Origin of the sequence: Ectothiorhodospira sp. BSL-9 (genome assembly GCF_001632845.1) — a bacterium.
Taxonomy (GTDB): Bacteria; Pseudomonadota; Gammaproteobacteria; order Ectothiorhodospirales; family Ectothiorhodospiraceae; genus Ectothiorhodospira.
In genome coordinates, this window is the sequence record NZ_CP011994.1 from 2,371,114 (window position 1) to 2,389,285 (window position 18,172).

Consider the following 18,172-nt stretch of genomic DNA (forward strand, 5'->3'; position numbering starts at 1 on the left):
CCTCCAGAGTGAGCGTCGTGCTGGCGGGAGTTTATCACGGTGGCCGATTGGGGGATCGGGTCTCTGTGGGGGAGGGCTTTTGTGGGAGCGGGCCTCGCCCGCGAAGGCGGTGGGCACCTCAGCATGGCCAGGGCGCTGCTTTGCAGCGCATCGCCGGCAGGCCAGCTCCCACGGGGGCCGCTCCCAAAGGGGTCAGCTCGAGGTCCAGCTGGCGATCAGGCTGCGGGTTTTGCGTAGTTGTCTTCTTAGCCAGCCTTTTTTGAGGTGTTGGAGTTGGCCCTGGGTGTGGAGGGTGTTGCGTTCGCGGATCAGGGCGTGGAGGGTGGCTTCGCAGGTGACGAAGCCGCGCAGTTCCCCGTCCCAGTAGAGGGGATAGCGCAGCAGGGTGCCGGCCACTAGCTGCTCCAGGGTGAGGTGGCGGGTGCGGCGGGGGATGGGGAGTGCGTCCTGGGTGAGGCCCCAGCCGGCGTAGAAGGGGCGGCCGTGGACCACCACCTGCTTTTCACGCAGTAGCGCTTCGAACCCGGCCATGGACGTGAGTGTATGGACTGCGTCGGCGGCGTCGATGCAGGCCACCACGCTGGCGTTGGTTTCTATCCAGTCGGCGTGGGCCAGGGCCTGCCGGTCCGGGACCTGACCGCGACGATTGCCGGAGCTGACGTCCGGGTGGGGTTTGAAGACGATGAAGGCGTCCGGGTGCGCGGCTCGGGCCGCCTGGATGAGGCCCAGGTTGGTGTTGACCCCTTCGCAGCCGTGACGGATGGAGGCGTCGTCTTCCACCTGGCCGGGGACCAGGATCACCGGCCGGCCCTGGGTGGGCCACTGTACCGGGGCGTGGTTTTCCAGGTTGTATTTGGTGAGGCCGTGCTCGACGATCAGGGTGCGCACGGTGCGGGCCCGCTCCAGTTCGGTTTGATCGAACTGGGCGGTATTGAGTATCTGCTCCAGATCGGAGGGGCTGCGGGGATCGAAGTAGAGCCCTTGACCGTCCATGACCAGGGAGCGGGGCGGGATGAGGTCGGAGCCCAGGCCCACCGAGCGGTAGAAGCCGTCCTCGATGAAGCGCAGGGGCGCGCTGCGTTGCCGGGCCAGATCCAGCAGATCTTCGGGGGCGTCCCGGCCCCAGTGAATCAGGGCGTCGTCGGGCCGTGGGTCGATCTTGCGTGCCGCCTTCGCTGTGGGGGCGAAGACCACGCCGTCCCGGGCCTGGGACAGGATGGGCCGCAGATGGGCCTGTTTCCAGCGCTGCATGCCCACGGCGATGAAGCGCCGGGGCCCGTCTTGCTGGACGCTCTTCTGGCGCTGGATGAAGTCGGCCACCTGGAAGAAATCGCCCTGGCCATCGCCGGTCTCCGGGTTCAGGTATCGAGGATAGCGCAGGTAGGCGGCGGCGATGAGTTCCGTGAGACTGCGCCGGGTGGTGCGCCGCTGGCAGGTCTGTCGGTCATCGGTGAGGCCCCAGCCGCTGTAGAAGGGCACGCCAAAGCAGGTCACCGGGCGGTTCAGGATCAGGGCGTCCAGGCCCATCTGTGAGGTCACCACGTAAACATGTGCAAAGTGCTTGAGCAGGGCGTGGGGGTGCCAGTCCTGGGTGATCCAGTGGACGTCCCGGCGGCCACGGGCCTGGGCGAGACAGCTTTGGCGGCGACCGGCCAGGACGTCCGGGTGGGTCTTGATCCATATCCGGGCATCGGGGTGTTCATCGATGGCGGCCTCCAGCATCTGCTGGAAGGTGTGCGGGGTGGCCAGGCCGCATTCGATGGAGGCGTCGCCGGCGGTCTGGTCGATGAGCAGGATGTGTTTTTGGTCGGGGTCGAAGGTGCCCGGGGGCACTTCCGTGCCCTGGTTGTACTTGGTGAGGCGATCCTCCCGCAGCCTGGCCAGGGCTTGCTGGGCCTGTTGCAGCACCGGCGCGGAGAAGGTCTCGTGCTGGAGCAGGTGTTCCAGGCGCGAGGGTTCGCGGGCGTCGAAGTAGATGCCCAGGTCGTCCACCACGATGGATAGGGCAGGGGTGCCGGTCACGCCCAGCCCGAAGGAGCGCAGGAAGCCGTCCTCCAGGGTGAGAAAGGGCAGGTCGTGTCGGTGGGCCAGGTCGCGGGCTTTGAGGGCGGGTGCCTTGCGGCCCCAGCCGACCAGGGTGGTGATGCTGGCCGGGGGCTTTCTGAAGGCCCAAAGGTGGACCGGTTGTGTGTCGAGCATCCGCCCGACCAGGTGATTCCGGCTGAGCACCCGGGAGCAAGTACCCAGGGGGGGCAAAAAAAGGGGACAGACCCCTTTTTGCCAAGAAGCAAAAAGGGGTCTGTCCCCTTTTTTTGCATTGGGGTGTCTCATCAGTCCCGGTGGTCACGGATGATGGCCGCGAACATGTGGACGATGAGGGCGCCGAGCAGGGTGAGGATGGTGAACACGGTGATGTTGTACACCCGCCGTGGCTCGTTGGGGTATTGGGGGTAGGTGGGTTCCTGCAGCACCGAGACCTGCTTGAGGGTGCGTGCGGCTTCCACGCGGGTGTTTTCCAGGGAGGCCAGGGCGTTGGCGTACATCTCCCGGGCAAACTCCACCTGCAGTTCCAGGGTCTGGAATTCTGCGGAGAGGCGGTTGAGGGCATCGCCGGCCCGGGTGGCCATGCGGTTGCGTTCCAGGCCGATCTGTTCCTGGATGGCGCGGATCTCGTTGCGCGCCCGCACCCGTTCGGCAGAGCTGGGGCTCTGGGTGTCGCTCAGGGCCCGATAGCGTGCGCTGAGCTTGGCCAGCTCGCCTTCCAGGGAGGCCACCACGGCGCTCAGGCTTTCCACCGTACCGGTGGGGGAGATGAGGCCATGTTCGTTCTGGAAGGCCAGCAGGTTGTCCCGGGCGGTTTCCAGGCGGCGCTGCAACTCCTGCACCTGTATTTCGATGAACCGCACCTGTTCCTCGGCCAGGCGCTGGCCCATGGCGTTCATGTGGGCCTCACCTTCGCGCATGAGCTTTCTGACCATGGCCTGGGCCAGGTCGGGGTCGTAGGCGCCCACCTTGATGCGCAGGATCTGGGCGTATTCGTCCACATCGATGGTCACGCGGCGCTGGTAATAGCGGTGCAGGGTTTCCGTGGGGACGTCGGCGCGGGACAGGCGGGAGAACCGGTCGATCTCACGGCTGGCATAGTGGCTGCGCAGGTCGAAGGCCTCGTCCAGCTTTTGCATCATGTCCACCGACATGAGGTGATCCTTCAGAAGCAGCATGTCGGCCATCTCGCCACCGCCGGTGAGCAGGGAGGCGAAGGTCATGGTGGGCGGCGCGATCTGGGCGCTTTGCAGCACCACGTTGCTCTGGGAGACGTAGCGATCGGTGGCGATCAACGACCAGTAGATCGTCGCGCCCAGGATGAGGACCAGGGCGATGGGCCAGTAGGGGTGGGTGGTGATGAGTTTTTTCATGAGGTCTGTGATGTTGCCTGCGTTGCCTGGCCGGTGTCGCCGCTCTTCCTGGGGCTCGCGGAACGTGGTTGTTTCTTCTTCTCGAGACTGTCGTGGTAGGCCTGGATGGCCTCGTTGACGTCGTCGAACCAGAAGGCCTGGCCCCGATCCAGCCAGATACCGGCCTGGCAGAGATCCTTGAGGATGCCCTCGCTGTGGGACACCATGATCAGGCTGGCCTGACCCACCTTGTCCTTGAAGGCTTTTTTGGCCTTGTCCTTGAAGGCCTTGTCGCCCACGGCGGTGGCTTCGTCGGAGAGGTAGACGTCGAAGTCGAAGGCCAGGGAAAGGCCGAAGCCCAGGCGGCTGCGCATGCCGCTGGAGTAGGTCTTCACCGGTTCGTCGAAGGCTTCGCCGATCTCGGCGAAGTCCTCAACGAAGCGGATCACGTCATCAATGGAGCGCTCATTGCCGTGGATGCGGGCAACGAACTTGACGTTCTGGCGTCCGGTCATGTTGTTCTGAAAACCACCGCGCAGGCCGATGGGCCAGGACACACGGCACTGTCTCAGGATGCGTCCTCGATCGGGGCTGTCCATGCCGCCGATGAGTCTGAGCAGGGTGGATTTGCCGGCCCCGTTGCAGCCCACCAACCCCACGCTCACGCCCTTGGGAATATGCAGGTCGATATCCCGCAGCACCCAGTCGCTGCCGTGGTGGTTGTGATAACGCTTGTAGACGTGTTCGACGGTGATCATTGAGCCTTGAGTCTCTGGGAAAAACGCAGGTGCAGGGCCAGCCCCAGCACGAAGCAGCCGATGATCCAGTACCACAGGTAGGCGAAGTCCACACCGCTGAGTGATTTGTAGCCCTCGAAGAAGGCCAGGCGCAGGGTCTCCAGGCCGTGGACCACCGGGTTGTACAGCAGGTACTGCTGTACCTGATAAGGAAGGGTCTGCAGGGGGATGATGACCCCGGAGAGGATCAGCATGGGCAGCATCATCATGCGAATGATGATGCCCACCTCATAAACCAGGTTGGCCACCACCGACACCACCAGGCCGGCCCCCGCGCCCAGCAGCCACAGGGATACCCAGGCGACCATGGCAGTGAGGGGATCGGCGGGGATGATGTCGTAACCCAGCAGGGTGGCACCGAACATGAGGATGAAGAGCACCAGGGTACGCATGATCCCCTCCACCACACCGCGTACCAGCACCGGGTCGACGGGATGAACCTGGCGGTAGGCGAACAGCGACCGATTGGCCTCGATGGCCCCCATCCCCCGCAGGACTCCTTCGCGGAACAAGAAAAATGCGGTCAACCCAACGATCAGCCACGGTACGAACTCTGCGCCAACGATCAACCGGATGCGGCCCAGCAGTTCGCGCACAGCCACCATGATCATGACGAACAGCACCGGCTCCGCCAGCATCCAGAACCACGCAAACCGATCCCCCGTGGTCCTCGCCACTGCCTCGCGCAGGAACAGGGCCCGCCAGACGCTCCAGGTAACCTGCAGGGAGTTGCGCATCAAAGATCCACGATCACCCGGGTGGCCACGGCGATCTGATAAAGGATCTGCGTGAGGGTGGCGGCCAGTTGCAGGTTCTTGGTGGGCACTTCGGGCAGGACCAGAATCTCGTCGCCGGCGCGCAGGGTGACCTGGCGGGCGTCGCGCACCTCGCCGTTGGCGCGCACCACCAGGATGTTGCGTTCATCGGCCTGCCGGCTGAAGCCACCGGCCCGTTCGATGTAGTCACGCACCGTGTCGCCGGAGACGAAGATCATGGCCTGAGGTACCAGCACCTCGCCGCTGATCAGCAGGGAGTCGGCCCGTTCGGGGATGGTGATCACATCGCCATCCTGCAAGCGGATGTTGGCGATACGGTCGTCGCGGGCCACCACCATGCGGCCGGTGGGCTCCACCTGGCGGGCTCGGGTCACGAAGTTCTGGATCAGTTCCGCCTCGCGGGCGCGGATCTGCGCCTCTTCGGCCGTGGCCGAAGAGGCGCCCAGGTAGGCCTGTTCCAGCCGGCGCAGGCTCTCTTCCAGGGACTGGCGCTGGCGCTGGGCCACGCTCTCGCGGCGGATGGATACCGATTGCACATCGGTCATGTCCGGGTTGACAGCGATGCTGTCCAGCAACTCCTTGAGCCGGGCATCCTTGGGCACCGCGAAGCGTGAGGGACCCTGATAGCTGCCCTCGATCTCCACCACGATGACATCCTTGCGCTGGTCTTCCGAGAAGATGATCTGGTCGCCATCGTTGAGCCGGACGCTGGCAAAGTCGCTCAGGGAGAGGTAGGCGGAGTGGGGGCCGTCATCGCGCACGCCGCGTACCAGCACGTGCGAGGCACCGGGCCGATGCTGGGCCAGGTCCAGAACGCCTTCGCCGTTGAGGGTGTCCTGATCCAGTTCGAAGCGGTAGGCGCGGGCCACATCGCCGCCCACGGTGACGCTGGGGCCGCGGCGTTCCACCACGATGGTGTCGCCTTCCTTGAACTGGACATGGGGGATATTGCCGGTGAGCAGGAAGTCGTACAGGTCCGCGCGGGCAATGGTCTCGCCATCGCGCTGGATGCGTACCCGGCGGTAGCTGCCGGTCTCCTGGTCGATGCCGGAGGCCTGATCCAGGAAATAGAGCAGGGAGTCATGGGGGCTGCCGGCATAGCGACCGGGATTCTCCACCCGACCCGTGACGAAGACGGCCACGGGCTGCGTGCCCTGCAGGTTGGTGTAGACCTCCACATTATCGGTGAACACGGAATTGACGGCGCCGCGTACCCGGTTGTCCAGCTGATCATGACTGAGGCCCTGTACATGCACCGGGCCCACGAAGGGGATGAAGAGGTTGCCCTGGGCATCCACCGGCAGCACCCGCTCGATCTCCACCGCGCCCCATACCCGCAGGGTGACCTGGTCGCCGGGCAGGATCTGGTAGTCGGGGCTCAACCCGGAGGAGCGGGTGCCCCGAAAGCCGCCTTTGAACAGGTGAGCGCCAAACGGCAGGATCTCCTGGTCCGGAGGGATCTGGTGGGCCACCGGGCCATAGGTGCCGCTGCGCCAGTCGGCGCCCATGGGGGGTTCCAGGGTGTCGGGGATGGGTTGGCGCGGGTCAGCCCGGGGGATGTCGCCGGGGTCGCTGATGCCCAGGGCGTAACCGGCTGAGGGGGGCAGCCACAGGGCCAGCAGGGCGATGAGCAGCCAGATCACCGGACGGGCCGGACGGGTGATGGTGCGCCGGTGGCTTGATGCGTGTTGCCTGGAGCTCATGGGGTGATGTCTCGAACGGGCCCATGATCGGAAAGGGCGGCGGGTTGAAGCGGCATGGCGCGGCCCATGTGGCTGAGCACGCGGACCTCTTCCCAGTGGCCGTTGCCGGCCTGGCAGACCAGGGCGGGTTCGGTGCCTCGTCGGGTCTCGACGGACAGGGATCGGCAGGTGCGCCCGCTGGCAGCATGGTAGGGGGCGTGGGCCATCACATGGACATCCCGTCCCCAGGGGCTGTGTTCGAGCATCACGGTGGCGCCGGCGGGTTGTTCGTTCAAGAAGGTGTCCAGGCGCTCCGGCAGCGTGGGTTCGCCGCTTCGGGCGTCGCCCGGCTGCCAGCTGCCGTTGTCGTGCTGTGTGGGTACGCTGCCGCAGGCGGTGAGGATCACCACCAGGCAGGCGCCGGCCAGGCCGGCGAGCGGTGTCCGGAAATGAGCAGGGCCCATGGTGAGGTGTTGTGTCCTTTGAGTGTTCACTGCGCTGGCCGTTGGAGCCGTGGAGGCCGGGTTGTGTATGACCCGATATCCATTGGGGAATTCAATGGTGTAGCCGCGCAGTGTAACTCGGCAGGGCAGGGATTTGAACGGGGCAGCCGTGCTGCCGGTCCTGGAGGGGGGGTGATGGAGGGTACCGTAGAGGAAGGGGACCCTAGAGGAAGGGGACCCTAGAGGAAGGGCCCCTTGTGGGAGCGGGCCCTGCCCGCGAATCGCGGCGTCAGCCGCGCAGGTGCCAGAACCCTTCGCGGGCAGGCCTGCTCCCACAGGGTGCCGATCAGCTCACCCCGTACTCCACCAGCAGGTCCTCATCCCGCACGATCATCTGGCAGGCCAGGCGCCAGCTGGGTGGGAAATCGTCCACGGACATCTGCTCGATCTCTTCGGCCGTGAGCTTGCCCAGTTCCTGGAGCACGGTCTGTTCCTTCACGGTGAGGGGGCCGCCCTTGGGCTTGCCCTTGCCCAGGTGGGTCACGCGCACCAGGCAGGTGCCGCATTCGCCGTCCTGGCAATCGAACTGGATGGGCAGCTTGTTCTCGCGGGCGATCTTGAGGATGGTTTCCGTGTGGCTGCCGGCCACCGCGTATACGGTCTTGTCTTTGTAGTCAGGATGCGAAAAAGTGATGTTGGGCATGATAGTGATCTCCGGAATAGGGCAGGATCAGGCGGGACGAACAGTGACGTCGCCTAGGAGTTGGGCCTGGCAGGCCAGACGCTGGTGGCGGCCCGCGTTGTTCTCCTGGAGGGCCTTATGCTCCACCACCGAGGGTTCGGTCAGATTGTTCCAGCCTTCCTCCACCTGCATCATGCAGGTGCCGCAGTCGCCTTCGCGGCAACCATAGATGATGCCTGTGCCCACCTTTTCGGAGATGTCGATGACGCGGGCGCCCACGGGGGCGTTCACGGTGAGATTGATGTCTTTGAAGGTCAGTTTGGCTCTTGCCACGGCTTGCTCTCCTCGAGTCTTGGTTGATTTGTGTGTCGCGCGGGCCTTTGCTGCAAGAGGCGTGCCGAAATTGGAATTGATAAGTGATTGATTAGGTGTGGAAAATATTTTAATGTCCTGTGATAAATCCGACCCTTTGTGGGGTTTCGGACACCGCGACGTGGGTTAAGGAGTCTTGCATGTTGATGAAGCAACCGGATGATCGATCCCCTCATCTGTTCGAACTGGAACAGTTGAAGGAGGCCTACCCGGAGCATGCGGGGGAGATCGACCCGCTGATCCTGCGACTCTATTTGATGGATTCCCAACGCATGTTTGCGGAAACCGTGAACCTGCACCTGGCGGAGCCTCTGGAGGATGTGGTGGTCCTGCATGACCTGCGTCTGCCGCTGGGCGACGAGGTGGTGGAAATCGATCATCTGCTCATCAACCGCAGTCTGCAGATCACCCTGGTGGACTCCGGTTTCATGGGAGCGGAGTCGGTCAAGGTGAACCGGCTGGGTGAGGCGTTCATTCGTTCCCCGGAGAGCGACGAGTGGGTGGGCGTGCGCGCCGCCTTTCAGGAGCTTTTCGACAAGGCCTCCAAGCTGGAACGCATCCTGGATCGGGAGCGCTGGCCCAAGCGCCTGGGCATGCGTCTGGCCCACCCGGTGGAGGTGTGCGTGGTGCTGTCGGACGAGGATGAGGTGATCATCGAGAACCCCACTCGCTGGGAAGACCGGGTGATGAAGATCACCGACTTCATCCGTCATTACGAGAAGACGAAGATGAAGTTCACCCTTACCTACGGCCCGCTCAACGTGATCCAGACAGGGCTGAACCGGGTGAGCAAGGCCACCATGGAGAAGGCGGCCAAATTGATCCTGGATCTGCATGAGTTCGAGCCGGCCAACTACTCCGAACGTCTGGGGCTGGAGCTGGACTTGTCCGAGTCCGGGATGGATCAAAATCGCATCCTCAAGCGCCATGGTCTGCCCGATGCGCTGGATGATTTCATGCCGCTGGATGAGCTGCCGCGCAGCCTGGATGAGATGGCCCCCGAGGGCGAGGAGGCCTGGGATGGGCCAGTCCCGGAGAGCGAACCGGAATTGTCGCCTGAGTCCGAGCCTGCCGCGGAGTCTCCGCCGGAGCCCGAGCCCGCGAAGGACATGCAGCCCGAAGATGGAGCCAGCGAAGTGCCGCCAGCCGAGGACGCTCCGGCACCTGCGAAGAAGGGCAAGGGGCGCGGTAGCCGGTCCAGGACAGGCAAGGCCGCCGGGGCCAAGGGCACCAAGGCCACCCAGACCAGGACACCCAGGAAGAAGGTTACCCAGAAAAAGGCCGCGAGCCCTGCCAAGGCGGCGTCCCCTGATGAGCCCGTTAAGGCTCAGGAGGCAGATGCAACCCCGGCCAAGCCAGCGCCGACCGAGGCTCCAGTGGAGGCCGTCAAGGTGGCCAGCCCCGAAGCACCCGAGACCAGGGCGGATGCGAAGGCTTCCGGTGAGTCCTTGCCATCTTCCCGTATTGCCGCCTCATTGAAGATGAAGACGCCGCAGTTCCTGGAAATGATGGAAGAGCGGGGTTATCTGGCCCGGTCCGCTGAGGGCGAGCTGGAGTTGACCGAGAAGGGTAGGGAGCTTGGGGGGCAGGCCAAGGGTAAGGGGGGGAATCGTTCCTTCTCCTGGCCGAAGGGGATGAAGGACGCGCTGAAGTAGATAGCGAAAAACTATCAGGAGAATCGAAACAACCGATTGCACTCCGCTGCGCTGCAAGATTAGAATGCGTCTAACTCGAAATCGCAGTGCAAACCCTAGCAACCAAGGAGCTCAATCCATGTCCCTGATCAATACCGAAGTCAAGCCGTTCAATGCCACCGCCTACCACAATGGCGAGTTCGTGCAGGTGAGCGAGGAAAGCCTCAAGGGTCAGTGGTCGGTATTCTTCTTCTACCCCGCCGACTTCACCTTCGTGTGCCCCACCGAGCTGGGTGATCTGGCCGACAACTATGAAGAATTCAAGAAGCTGGGCGTGGAGATCTACAGCGTGTCCACCGACACCCACTTCACCCACAAGGCCTGGCATGACAGCTCCGAGACCATCAACAAGCTGCAGTACCCCATGCTGGCCGACCCGACCCTGACGATCTCCCGCAACTTCGAGGTGCTGATCGAGGAAGCCGGTCTGGCCGAACGTGGCACCTTCGTGATCGATCCTGAAGGTCGCATCCAGATCATGGAGATCAACGCCGGCAACATCGGTCGCAACGCCGAAGAACTGCTGCGCAAGGTGAAGGCTGCCCAGTACGTGGCCGCGCACCCCAACGAAGTGTGCCCGGCCAAGTGGAAGGAAGGTGAGAAGACCCTGGCTCCGTCCCTGGATCTGGTGGGCAAGATCTAAACAACGCCCCCACTGCAGATTGCAGGATCCGGCGCCCGGGTGATCACTCGCCCGGGCGCTTTTGTTTGGACACCATTACTGAGGTATCACCGGCATGCTGGACGCAAATCTCAAGACACAACTGAAAGCCTACCTGGAAAAGGTGAGCCAGCCCCTGGAGATTGTTGCCACCCTGAATGATGGCGACAAGTCACGGGAACTAAAGGGGTTGCTGGAGGATGTTACCAGTCTCACCGACAAGATCACCCTGCGCACCGATGGCCAGGATGGTCGCGCCCCCTCCTTTGCCATCAATCGACCGGGCGAGGACACCGGCATTGTCTTCGCCGGTATTCCCATGGGGCATGAGTTCACCTCCCTGGTGCTGGCCCTGCTGCAAGTGGGTGGCCACCCGCCCAAGGCCAGCGAAGAAGTGGTGGGGCAGATCCGTGCCCTGGAAGGCGAGTTGCACTTCGAGACCTATTACTCCCTGTCCTGCCAGAACTGCCCGGACGTGGTCCAGTCCCTGAACGTGATGGCCCTGCTCAACCCAAACATTCGTCACGTGGCCATCGACGGGGCCCTGTTCCAGGACGAGGTGGAAGCGCGGGAGATCATGTCCGTGCCCAGCGTTTACCTCAATGGCCAGCCCTTTGATCAGGGCCGCATGACCCTGGAACAGATCCTGGCCAAGGTGGATACCAATGCCTCCGCCCGCGATGCGGAAAAGCTCAATGCCATGTCCGCCTTCGACGTGCTGGTGGTGGGCGGTGGCCCCGCCGGGGCCTCGTCGGCCATCTACGCGGCGCGCAAGGGCATCCGTACCGGCGTGGCGGCGGAGCGTTTCGGTGGGCAGGTGCTGGACACCATGTCCATCGAGAACTTCATCTCCGTGCCGCACACCGAGGGCCCCAAGCTGGCCGCGGCCCTGGAAGAGCACGTGAAGGAATACGACGTGGACATCATGAACCTGCAGCGGGCCGTGAAGCTGGTGCCTGCCCAGGGGGAGAATGGGTTACATGAGGTGGAGTTCGAGTCCGGCGCCCGTCTCAAGAGCAAGACCCTGGTGCTGGCCACCGGCGCCCGCTGGCGGGAGATGAATGTGCCCGGCGAGCAGGAGTATCGTAACAAGGGTGTGGCCTATTGCCCCCACTGTGACGGCCCCCTGTACAAGGGCAAGCGCGTGGCGGTGATCGGCGGTGGCAACTCCGGCGTGGAAGCGGCCATCGATCTGGCCGGCGTGGTGGCCCATGTGACCCTGGTGGAGTTCATGACGGAACTGCGGGCCGATGCGGTGCTGCAGAAGAAGCTCAGAAGCCTGCCCAACGTGGACATCATCACCCACGCCCAGAGCACCGAGGTGAACGGGGATGGCAACAAGGTGAATGGCCTGACCTACAAGGATCGGGATACCGACGAGATCAAGCGCATTGATCTGGAAGGGATCTTCGTGCAGATCGGCCTGGTGCCCAACACCGAGTGGCTGCGGGAGTCGGGTGTGGAGCTCAGCGGTCGCGGCGAGATCGTCACTGATGCCCATGGCATGACGTCGATCTCAGGCGTGTTTGCAGCAGGTGATGTGACCACGGTGCCCTACAAGCAGATCGTGATCGCGGTGGGCGAGGGCGCCCGGGCCGCGCTGGGGGCCTTTGATCATTTGATTCGGCACTGAGGGATAATTGGCCCCTTTCCCCTCACCCCAACCCCTCCCCCCAGAGGGGAGAGGGGTTGGGAAAAGGTGTCTGTCCCCTTTTTTTCTGATCGGGGACGGGTACCATGAATTTCATGGTACCCGTCCCCAATGCCTCCATGTCCATACCCCCTCTGATCCTTCCCCTTCTCGCCGCTATCCTCTGGCTCACCGCCTGCGGTGAAACGAATCAGGGAGACAACACCCAAGAGGCCGAACGCCGCGCCCCCGTGGCCGCCGCCGAGGTCCGGACGCGGGATCTGTCCCGTAGCCTCACCCTTTCCGCCACCATCGAACCCCGGGTGGTCATCCGCCTGGCGAGTCGCACCCAGGGCACCATCGACCAGGTGCACGTGGAGGCGGGCGACCGGGTGGACCGGGGCGATCTGCTGCTGGAGCTGGACCTGTCCGAACACCGGGCCGAGCTGGCCCGGGCCCGGGCCCAGGAAGAAGAGGCCCAGCTGGAATACAACCGCAGCCAGCAACTGCGCGGCGAGGGCGTGGTCAGTGATGCCGATTTCCAGCGGGCTCGGGTGGCCCTGCAGATCAATCGCAGCCAGCGTCAGCTCTGGGAGACCCGCATCGCCTACGGTCGGGTGATGGCCCCCCTGGATGCCGTGATCACCGACCGCTTCGTGGAACCTGGCGAGGCGGTGGAGGCCCAGGACACCCTGTTCGAGCTGGCGGCCATGGATGAGCTGGTCATGCGCCCCGGCGTCTCCGAGATGGACGTGGTGCACCTGGAGGTGGGCCAGAGCCTGCCCATCACCCTGGATGCCCTGCCCGATGAGACCCTGGAGGGGCGTATCCGCCGCATCTTCCCCATGGCCCAGCCTGGTAGTCGGTTGGTGACCGTGGAGGTGGCGCTGCCCTCGGATGCCACCGGGCGAGGTGTGCGCCCCGGTTTTCTCGGCCGCATTGCCACCCGGGTGGATGCCCGCCCCGAGGCCCTGGCCGTCCCGGCGGCGGCCATCGGTGAGGATGGCGATGCGCGCTATGTGTATCTGATACGCGATGAGCGCCTGGAGCGTCGCACCATCGAAACCGGTGTGAGCCGGGGGCAGTGGACCGAGGTGCTGAAGGGCCTGGAGGATGGCGATGTGATCCTGGCCACCAATCCCATCGACATGAGTGACGGTGCCCGTGTGCGGATCGTCGGGTGGCGGGGATGAATCTGTCCCACCTGTCCATCCGCCGGCCCATCGGCACCCTGGCCCTGGCCTCGGTGGTGTTTGTGCTGGGCCTGTTCTTCGTGGATCGGCTGCCCATCGACCTGTTGCCCACCATTGAATATCCCCATATTCGCGTGACGGTGAACCACCCGGGCGTGGCCCCGGAGGTGATGGAGGAGCAGGTCACCCGGGTGCTGGAGCGCAACCTGGCGGCCACCGAAAACCTCACCCGCATCTACAGCCGGGCCTCGGAGGGGCGCACCAACGTCAACCTGTTGTTCGAGTACGGCACCAACCTGGATCTGGCGCTGCAGGATGCCTCCCGGTATCTGGAACTGGCCCGCACCCAGTTGCCGCCCGATATCGAACCCCCCCGACTGTACAAGTTCGATCCCTCCCAGGACCCGGTCTGGCAGGCAGGCTTCAGTTCCACGGTGCGCTCTGAGGTGGAGGTGCGCGACTGGGTGGATAATCGCCTGGCACCCCAGCTGCTGGCCATTCATGGGGTGTCCGGCGTGGAGGCCGCCGGGGGCATGGTGCGGGAGATGGAGGTGATCGTCGACCAGGCACGGCTGCGATCCTATGGCCTGACCATGAAGGATCTCATCGACACCCTGGAGGCGGAGAACGTGGATATCGCCGCCGGCTGGGTGACCGGTGAGAGTTTTGATGTGATGGCCAAGACGGATGGGCTGTTCACCTCGGTGGCGGATATCGAGAACGTCCTCATCGATTTGCCGGGGGACACCGGTCAGCGTATCCGCCTGTCGGATGTGGCCCAGGTGCGGGACGGACATCGGGCGCAACGACTGTTTGTGCGCCTCAATGGCACGCCAGCGGCGCAGATCTCCGTGTTCAAGCTGCCCGAGGCCAACACGGTGGAGGTGGTGGATCAGGTGCAGGCCACCCTGGCGCGCCTGGAGCGTTCAGGTTACATCCCCGAGGACATCGCCTATCAGGCGACGACCGATCCGGCCTTCTTCATCCGCGGTGCCATCGGCAGTGTGGCCACGGCGGCCATCCTGGGCGGGGTGCTGGCCATGCTCATGGTGCTGCTGTTCCTGGGGAGCCTGCGCAAGGGATTCGTGATCGGGTTGTCCATTCCCATTGCCATCATGGCGGCGTTTGCCTTGATGGGGGCCAGCGGCCTCACCCTCAACATCATCAGCCTGGGTGGGCTGGCCCTGGGGGTGGGGCTGCTGGTGGACAACGCCATCGTCATGCTGGAGAACATCTACCGGCATCGGGAGCAGCTGGGCAAGTCGTCCCGGGACTCGGCCCTGGATGGCTCCCGCGAGGTGGTCTCGGCCATGACCGCCTCCACCCTCACCAACCTGGCGGCGGTGCTCCCCTTCCTGCTCATCACCGGCATCGCGGCGCTGATCTTCCGGGATCTGATTCTCACCATTGCCTTTGCCATCATCGCCACCCTGGCGGCCGCCCTGACTCTGGTGCCGATGCTGGCGGCCCTGCTGGGTGAGGTGCGTTTCTCCAGTGGACTGGAGCACAGCCGTCCCCTGCAGGCCTTCAATCGAGGCATCGGGCACCTGCGACGTGGCTATCGACGCATCCTGCCACGAGTGTTGCGTTGGCGCTGGGCCGTGGTGGGGCTGGCCGGCATGGCCCTGGTGGGGGCCTGGCTGGCGTCCACGCAACTGGGCACCGAGTTTCTGCCGCAGGTGGATGATGGCAACGTGAGTGTGCGCATGGTGCTACCCCCGGGCACACCGCCCCAGGAGACCGACGCCGCTGTGCGCCAGATCGAGCAGCGTCTGCAGGATCTGCCCCATGTGGAAACGGTGTTCAGCATGGTGGGGGGGCATCTGAGCGGGGGCATCATCAACGAGCGGCCCGGCACCGCCAACCTGCGGGTGCAACTCACCCCGGCCGGCGCGCGCCCCGACATGCCCGCTGGTCGATGGGTTTCCCAGGCCCAGGATGCCCTGGATGAACTGGACCTGCCGGGGGCACGGATCAGTGTGCGTCCGCCCTCCATCCCCGGGCTGCGCCTTGGCGCAGGGGATGAGGATCTGTCCATCGGCATTGTCGGCGAGGACCTGGATCAGCTGCAGCGCCTGGCCCGGGAGGTGAGTGCGCGACTGGAGGGGATCGACGGCCTTGAAGGCGTGGAAGTGGGTCGCGAGGACCGCAGCCCGCTGCTACGGATCATCGTTGATCGGGAGCGGGCGGCGGACCTGGGATTGCGGGTTTCGGAAGTGGGCGGGGCCATCCGCGACGCGGTGGACGGAGCCGTGCCCACCCGTTTTCTCACCCAGAACCAGGAGTACGATGTGCGCGTGCGTCTGCCCCGGGAGAGGGTGGCCGATACCGAGGCGCTGGGGGGCATGCTGCTGTTCCGTCAGGGGGGTGAGCCGGTGCTCCTGCGGGACGTGGCCCGGTTTGAACTGGGCGAGGGGCCGGCCCATATCGAGCGGGAAAACCAGAGCCGCATCGCCCGCGTGAATGGGGACATCAACACGGCGGTGGCGGACACCGGCACCATCATGGCCCAGGTGGAGGAACGTCTGGCGGATCTGGAGCTGCCAGATGACTACAGCCTGATCTTCTCGGGCCAGTGGGAGACCATCCAGGAAACCCAGCGGGAGTTGCTGACCGTGGTGCTGCTGGCGGTGTTTCTGGTGTTTGTGGTGCTGGCGGTGCAGTACGAGCGCCTGAGCAACCCGCTGGTGATCCTGTCGGCAGCGCCCCTGTCGCTGGTGGGGGTGGTGAGCATACTGTGGCTCACGCAGACGCCCCTGTCGGCGCCGGTGATGATCGGTGTGGTGCTGCTCATCGGCATCGTGGTGAACAACGCCATCCTGTTGGTGGAGTACATCGAGATCGGCCGGCGGGTGCAGGGCCTGGGTCTGGCCCGGGCGGTGGTGCGCGCCGGCGGCGTGCGTCTGCGGCCCATCCTGATGACCACCTCGACCACCGTGCTGGGCATGACGCCGCTGGCCACCGGCATGGGCTCAGGCACGGAGATCATGCAGCCCCTGGCCCTGACGGTGATCGGGGGGCTGCTGGTGTCCATGTTGCTGACGTTGTTTGTGGTGCCGTGTCTGTATCTGATCCTGGGGGGTGCGGCGCGCCTCCTCAATCGGGCACAAACAACTTCCCGGTGACCAGTGCCATCGTCGTCCTCACCAGTACCGCCAGGATCACGAAGGTGGTCAGGGTCAGCACCGCTCCGGCCACCAGGGTGAGCCCGATGCCTCGCATTGCGTCCAGATACGTCAGGGTGGCGATGGACATGGCCGCCAGCGGGAAGGTGTAGGCCCACCAGGAGACGAAGAAGGGCACCTTGAGGAACTGCGGCGTCAGGCTCACGTTGAGCACCGTGATGAACAGGCCCACATACACCAGCATCCTCACCAGCATGTCCACCTCATGGCCCATCAGCCCCATGTAGCCGATCATGCCCACGGCGGGTGGGGCGATGAGGATGAACAGGGTGGGCAGGAACTTGGCCGGCAGTGGATTGTGGAAGACGATGCGGTAGAAGACGATGGTGAACAGGATGATCCAGAAGATCATGCCGATGGAGAAGAAGAACCAGGAGGTCTCCACAAAGCCCAGGGGCACGCCTCCTACTGGCACCAGCAGGTTACCCACCACCGGGATGAACCAGGCGGGATTGATCATGTTGATCTCGTGGGACTGCGTGATCCAGCGCCCCAGCAGGTAGACCGTGGCCATGAAATGCAGGGTGGTGCCCACGGCCCAGAGCACCAGGGAGAGTGCTGGCCAGTGATCCAGCGCCGCGATGCCCAGCAGCAGCAGCGAAATGCTGAAGGTGGGGAAAAAGTTCACGCGGATGGGGTGCCTGAATTCCGCCACCACCTCGCCGAAATGCCGCATGGCCTTGGTGAGGTAGAGCAGGGTGATGCTCACGAAGATGGCCGCCCCCAGGATCAGCAGCCCCTCGCCGATGATGGCCGGCAGTCCCAGTACCTCATGGGCCTTGCGCCAGGCCAGCCCCAGTCCGGTGATGCCCATCACCATGGCGAACAGGGGGATGGGCACATGCATCAGCCAGTGGCTGGGGCCGGGTGCTTCAGTGGTTTGGCTGGAAGGGGATTCCATGGCGCGGGGCTCCTGTTGGCATCGGTGGCCCGGGTGGATGATGTCGGGCCTATATTTCCTCCAGCACTATAAATAAGAAGATGCTGATAGACAAATTGTTACCCCGTAAACCGTGGTAAAGGGGGACAGATTAAAATCTGTCCCCCTTTACCACTTACCTTATTGCCTCATAAACCGCGCCATCTGGCTCGACCCCCCAAGGGCCGGATCCAGCTCCCCCAGATCCACAAACTGCACCCGATACCCGTGCCGGGCGGCCACACCCCAGCCCCATTTGCGAAAGCGCGCCCGGGTCCATTCAAAAAAATGCCCAGGATGGCGCATCTCCCCGGGGGCCAGCCCGTACAACTGGTTGTATTCCTGATTGGGGGTGGTCACCAGCACGGTGCCTGGCCGCATGCAGCCGAACACCGCGTCTTCCAGTCGGGACAGGTGACGCGGGTCGATGTGCTCAATGGTCTCGATGAGGGCGGCCACGTCAAAGCCCTGCAACGATGGGTCCGGTTCGGTGAAGGAGCCCTGGCGCACTTCCACGCAAGGTCCCGCCGAGGTGGCGGTGCGCTCCAGGGCCTGGCGGGCGGTGTCCACGCAGGCCGGGTCGATGTCCAGGCCCGTGAGTTGTTCAAGCGGTGCCTGTCCCGCCAGTCGCAGCAACAATTCACCCTCACCACACCCCAGGTCCAGCACCCGGCGCGCCCCGCTGGCCAGGATGTGTCGGACGATGGTTTCCATGCGTGCATCCTGCATCAGTCCGCTGATGC

At 64.4% G+C, this 18,172-nt stretch carries 15 protein-coding genes; 5 read left to right on the forward strand and 10 right to left on the reverse strand.

Annotation, left to right across the window (positions count from 1 at the left end):
* Nucleotides 1-192: 192 nt before the first annotated feature.
* From ECTOBSL9_RS11100 to ECTOBSL9_RS11135, 8 genes are all read right to left on the reverse strand, one after another.
* Nucleotides 193-2,199: a capsular polysaccharide biosynthesis protein gene (locus tag ECTOBSL9_RS11100; RefSeq protein ID WP_063465111.1), complete on the reverse strand. Its 2,007-nt coding sequence runs from the start codon at nt 2,197-2,199 to the stop codon at nt 193-195.
* A gap of 131 nt (nt 2,200-2,330) precedes the next feature.
* Complete coding sequence (locus ECTOBSL9_RS11105) at nt 2,331-3,416, reverse strand: hypothetical protein (protein WP_063465112.1); 1,086 nt, start codon at nt 3,414-3,416, stop codon at nt 2,331-2,333.
* Entirely contained in the window at nt 3,413-4,153 is a 741-nt protein-coding gene (locus ECTOBSL9_RS11110) for an ABC transporter ATP-binding protein (protein ID WP_063465113.1), read from the reverse strand. The genes ECTOBSL9_RS11105 and ECTOBSL9_RS11110 overlap by 4 nt, the downstream gene beginning before the upstream one ends.
* Nucleotides 4,150-4,929 carry an ABC transporter permease gene (locus ECTOBSL9_RS11115; protein WP_063465114.1) on the reverse strand — a complete coding sequence of 260 codons (780 nt, stop codon included), beginning with the start codon at nt 4,927-4,929 and terminating at the stop codon, nt 4,150-4,152. The genes ECTOBSL9_RS11110 and ECTOBSL9_RS11115 overlap by 4 nt, the downstream gene beginning before the upstream one ends.
* Complete coding sequence (locus ECTOBSL9_RS11120) at nt 4,929-6,671, reverse strand: polysaccharide biosynthesis/export family protein (protein ID WP_082829882.1); 1,743 nt, start codon at nt 6,669-6,671, stop codon at nt 4,929-4,931. The genes ECTOBSL9_RS11115 and ECTOBSL9_RS11120 overlap by 1 nt, the downstream gene beginning before the upstream one ends.
* A complete protein-coding gene (locus ECTOBSL9_RS11125; protein WP_063465115.1) occupies nt 6,668-7,114 on the reverse strand; it encodes a DVU3141 family protein in 447 nt (148 codons plus the stop codon). Before ECTOBSL9_RS11125 ends, ECTOBSL9_RS11120 begins: the two co-directional genes overlap by 4 nt.
* Nucleotides 7,115-7,439: 325 nt before the next feature.
* A complete protein-coding gene (locus tag ECTOBSL9_RS11130) occupies nt 7,440-7,796 on the reverse strand; it encodes a 2Fe-2S iron-sulfur cluster-binding protein (protein ID WP_063465116.1) in 357 nt (118 codons plus the stop codon).
* A gap of 27 nt (nt 7,797-7,823) precedes the next feature.
* On the reverse strand, nt 7,824-8,108 hold the full coding sequence (locus tag ECTOBSL9_RS11135) for a 2Fe-2S iron-sulfur cluster binding domain-containing protein (RefSeq protein ID WP_063465117.1): 285 nt from the start codon (nt 8,106-8,108) through the stop codon (nt 7,824-7,826).
* A gap of 179 nt (nt 8,109-8,287) precedes the next feature.
* Between ECTOBSL9_RS11135 and ECTOBSL9_RS11140 the strand changes: the two genes are divergently transcribed.
* The 5 genes from ECTOBSL9_RS11140 to ECTOBSL9_RS11160 all read left to right on the forward strand — a co-directional run bounded on the left by ECTOBSL9_RS11140 (nt 8,288) and on the right by ECTOBSL9_RS11160 (nt 16,450).
* Nucleotides 8,288-9,802, forward strand: coding sequence for a hypothetical protein (locus tag ECTOBSL9_RS11140; protein ID WP_063465118.1), 1,515 nt, complete (start codon nt 8,288-8,290; stop codon nt 9,800-9,802).
* 118 nt (nt 9,803-9,920) lie between these two features.
* A complete protein-coding gene (gene ahpC, locus ECTOBSL9_RS11145; RefSeq protein ID WP_063465119.1) occupies nt 9,921-10,484 on the forward strand; it encodes an alkyl hydroperoxide reductase subunit C in 564 nt (187 codons plus the stop codon).
* A gap of 94 nt (nt 10,485-10,578) precedes the next feature.
* On the forward strand, nt 10,579-12,135 hold the full coding sequence (gene ahpF, locus ECTOBSL9_RS11150) for an alkyl hydroperoxide reductase subunit F (RefSeq protein WP_063465120.1): 1,557 nt from the start codon (nt 10,579-10,581) through the stop codon (nt 12,133-12,135).
* Nucleotides 12,136-12,272: 137 nt separating this feature from the next.
* Entirely contained in the window at nt 12,273-13,325 is a 1,053-nt protein-coding gene (locus ECTOBSL9_RS11155) for an efflux RND transporter periplasmic adaptor subunit (protein WP_063466154.1), read from the forward strand.
* Nucleotides 13,322-16,450: an efflux RND transporter permease subunit gene (locus tag ECTOBSL9_RS11160; protein WP_063466155.1), complete on the forward strand. Its 3,129-nt coding sequence runs from the start codon at nt 13,322-13,324 to the stop codon at nt 16,448-16,450. The genes ECTOBSL9_RS11155 and ECTOBSL9_RS11160 overlap by 4 nt, the downstream gene beginning before the upstream one ends.
* On the opposite strand, the gene ECTOBSL9_RS11165 is transcribed toward ECTOBSL9_RS11160, so the two are convergent.
* Nucleotides 16,422-17,411 (reverse strand): SLAC1 anion channel family protein, encoded by a 990-nt coding sequence (locus tag ECTOBSL9_RS11165; RefSeq protein WP_063465121.1) that lies wholly within the window; start codon nt 17,409-17,411, stop codon nt 16,422-16,424. The two genes, ECTOBSL9_RS11160 and ECTOBSL9_RS11165, sit on opposite strands and share 29 nt — an antisense overlap.
* A gap of 159 nt (nt 17,412-17,570) precedes the next feature.
* Nucleotides 17,571-18,143: a methyltransferase domain-containing protein gene (locus ECTOBSL9_RS11170; protein WP_205631961.1), complete on the reverse strand. Its 573-nt coding sequence runs from the start codon at nt 18,141-18,143 to the stop codon at nt 17,571-17,573.
* Between the last annotated feature and the right edge of the window lie 29 nt (nt 18,144-18,172).

Bases quoted from the DNA above. Each gene is read 5' to 3' on its own strand.
- ECTOBSL9_RS11100 (WP_063465111.1), bottom strand. From the start codon at position 2,199: ATGCTCGACACACAACCGGTCCACCTTTGGGCCTTCAGAAAGCCCCCG.
- ECTOBSL9_RS11105 (WP_063465112.1), bottom strand. From the start codon at position 3,416: ATGAAAAAACTCATCACCACCCACCCCTACTGGCCCATCGCCCTGGTC.
- ECTOBSL9_RS11110 (WP_063465113.1), bottom strand. From the start codon at position 4,153: ATGATCACCGTCGAACACGTCTACAAGCGTTATCACAACCACCACGGC.
- ECTOBSL9_RS11115 (WP_063465114.1), bottom strand. From the start codon at position 4,929: ATGCGCAACTCCCTGCAGGTTACCTGGAGCGTCTGGCGGGCCCTGTTC.
- ECTOBSL9_RS11120 (WP_082829882.1), bottom strand. From the start codon at position 6,671: ATGAGCTCCAGGCAACACGCATCAAGCCACCGGCGCACCATCACCCGT.
- ECTOBSL9_RS11125 (WP_063465115.1), bottom strand. From the start codon at position 7,114: ATGGGCCCTGCTCATTTCCGGACACCGCTCGCCGGCCTGGCCGGCGCC.
- ECTOBSL9_RS11130 (WP_063465116.1), bottom strand. From the start codon at position 7,796: ATGCCCAACATCACTTTTTCGCATCCTGACTACAAAGACAAGACCGTA.
- ECTOBSL9_RS11140 (WP_063465118.1), top strand. From the start codon at position 8,288: ATGTTGATGAAGCAACCGGATGATCGATCCCCTCATCTGTTCGAACTG.
- ahpC (WP_063465119.1), top strand. From the start codon at position 9,921: ATGTCCCTGATCAATACCGAAGTCAAGCCGTTCAATGCCACCGCCTAC.
- ahpF (WP_063465120.1), top strand. From the start codon at position 10,579: ATGCTGGACGCAAATCTCAAGACACAACTGAAAGCCTACCTGGAAAAG.
- ECTOBSL9_RS11155 (WP_063466154.1), top strand. From the start codon at position 12,273: ATGTCCATACCCCCTCTGATCCTTCCCCTTCTCGCCGCTATCCTCTGG.
- ECTOBSL9_RS11160 (WP_063466155.1), top strand. From the start codon at position 13,322: ATGAATCTGTCCCACCTGTCCATCCGCCGGCCCATCGGCACCCTGGCC.
- ECTOBSL9_RS11165 (WP_063465121.1), bottom strand. From the start codon at position 17,411: ATGGAATCCCCTTCCAGCCAAACCACTGAAGCACCCGGCCCCAGCCAC.
- ECTOBSL9_RS11170 (WP_205631961.1), bottom strand. From the start codon at position 18,143: ATGGAAACCATCGTCCGACACATCCTGGCCAGCGGGGCGCGCCGGGTG.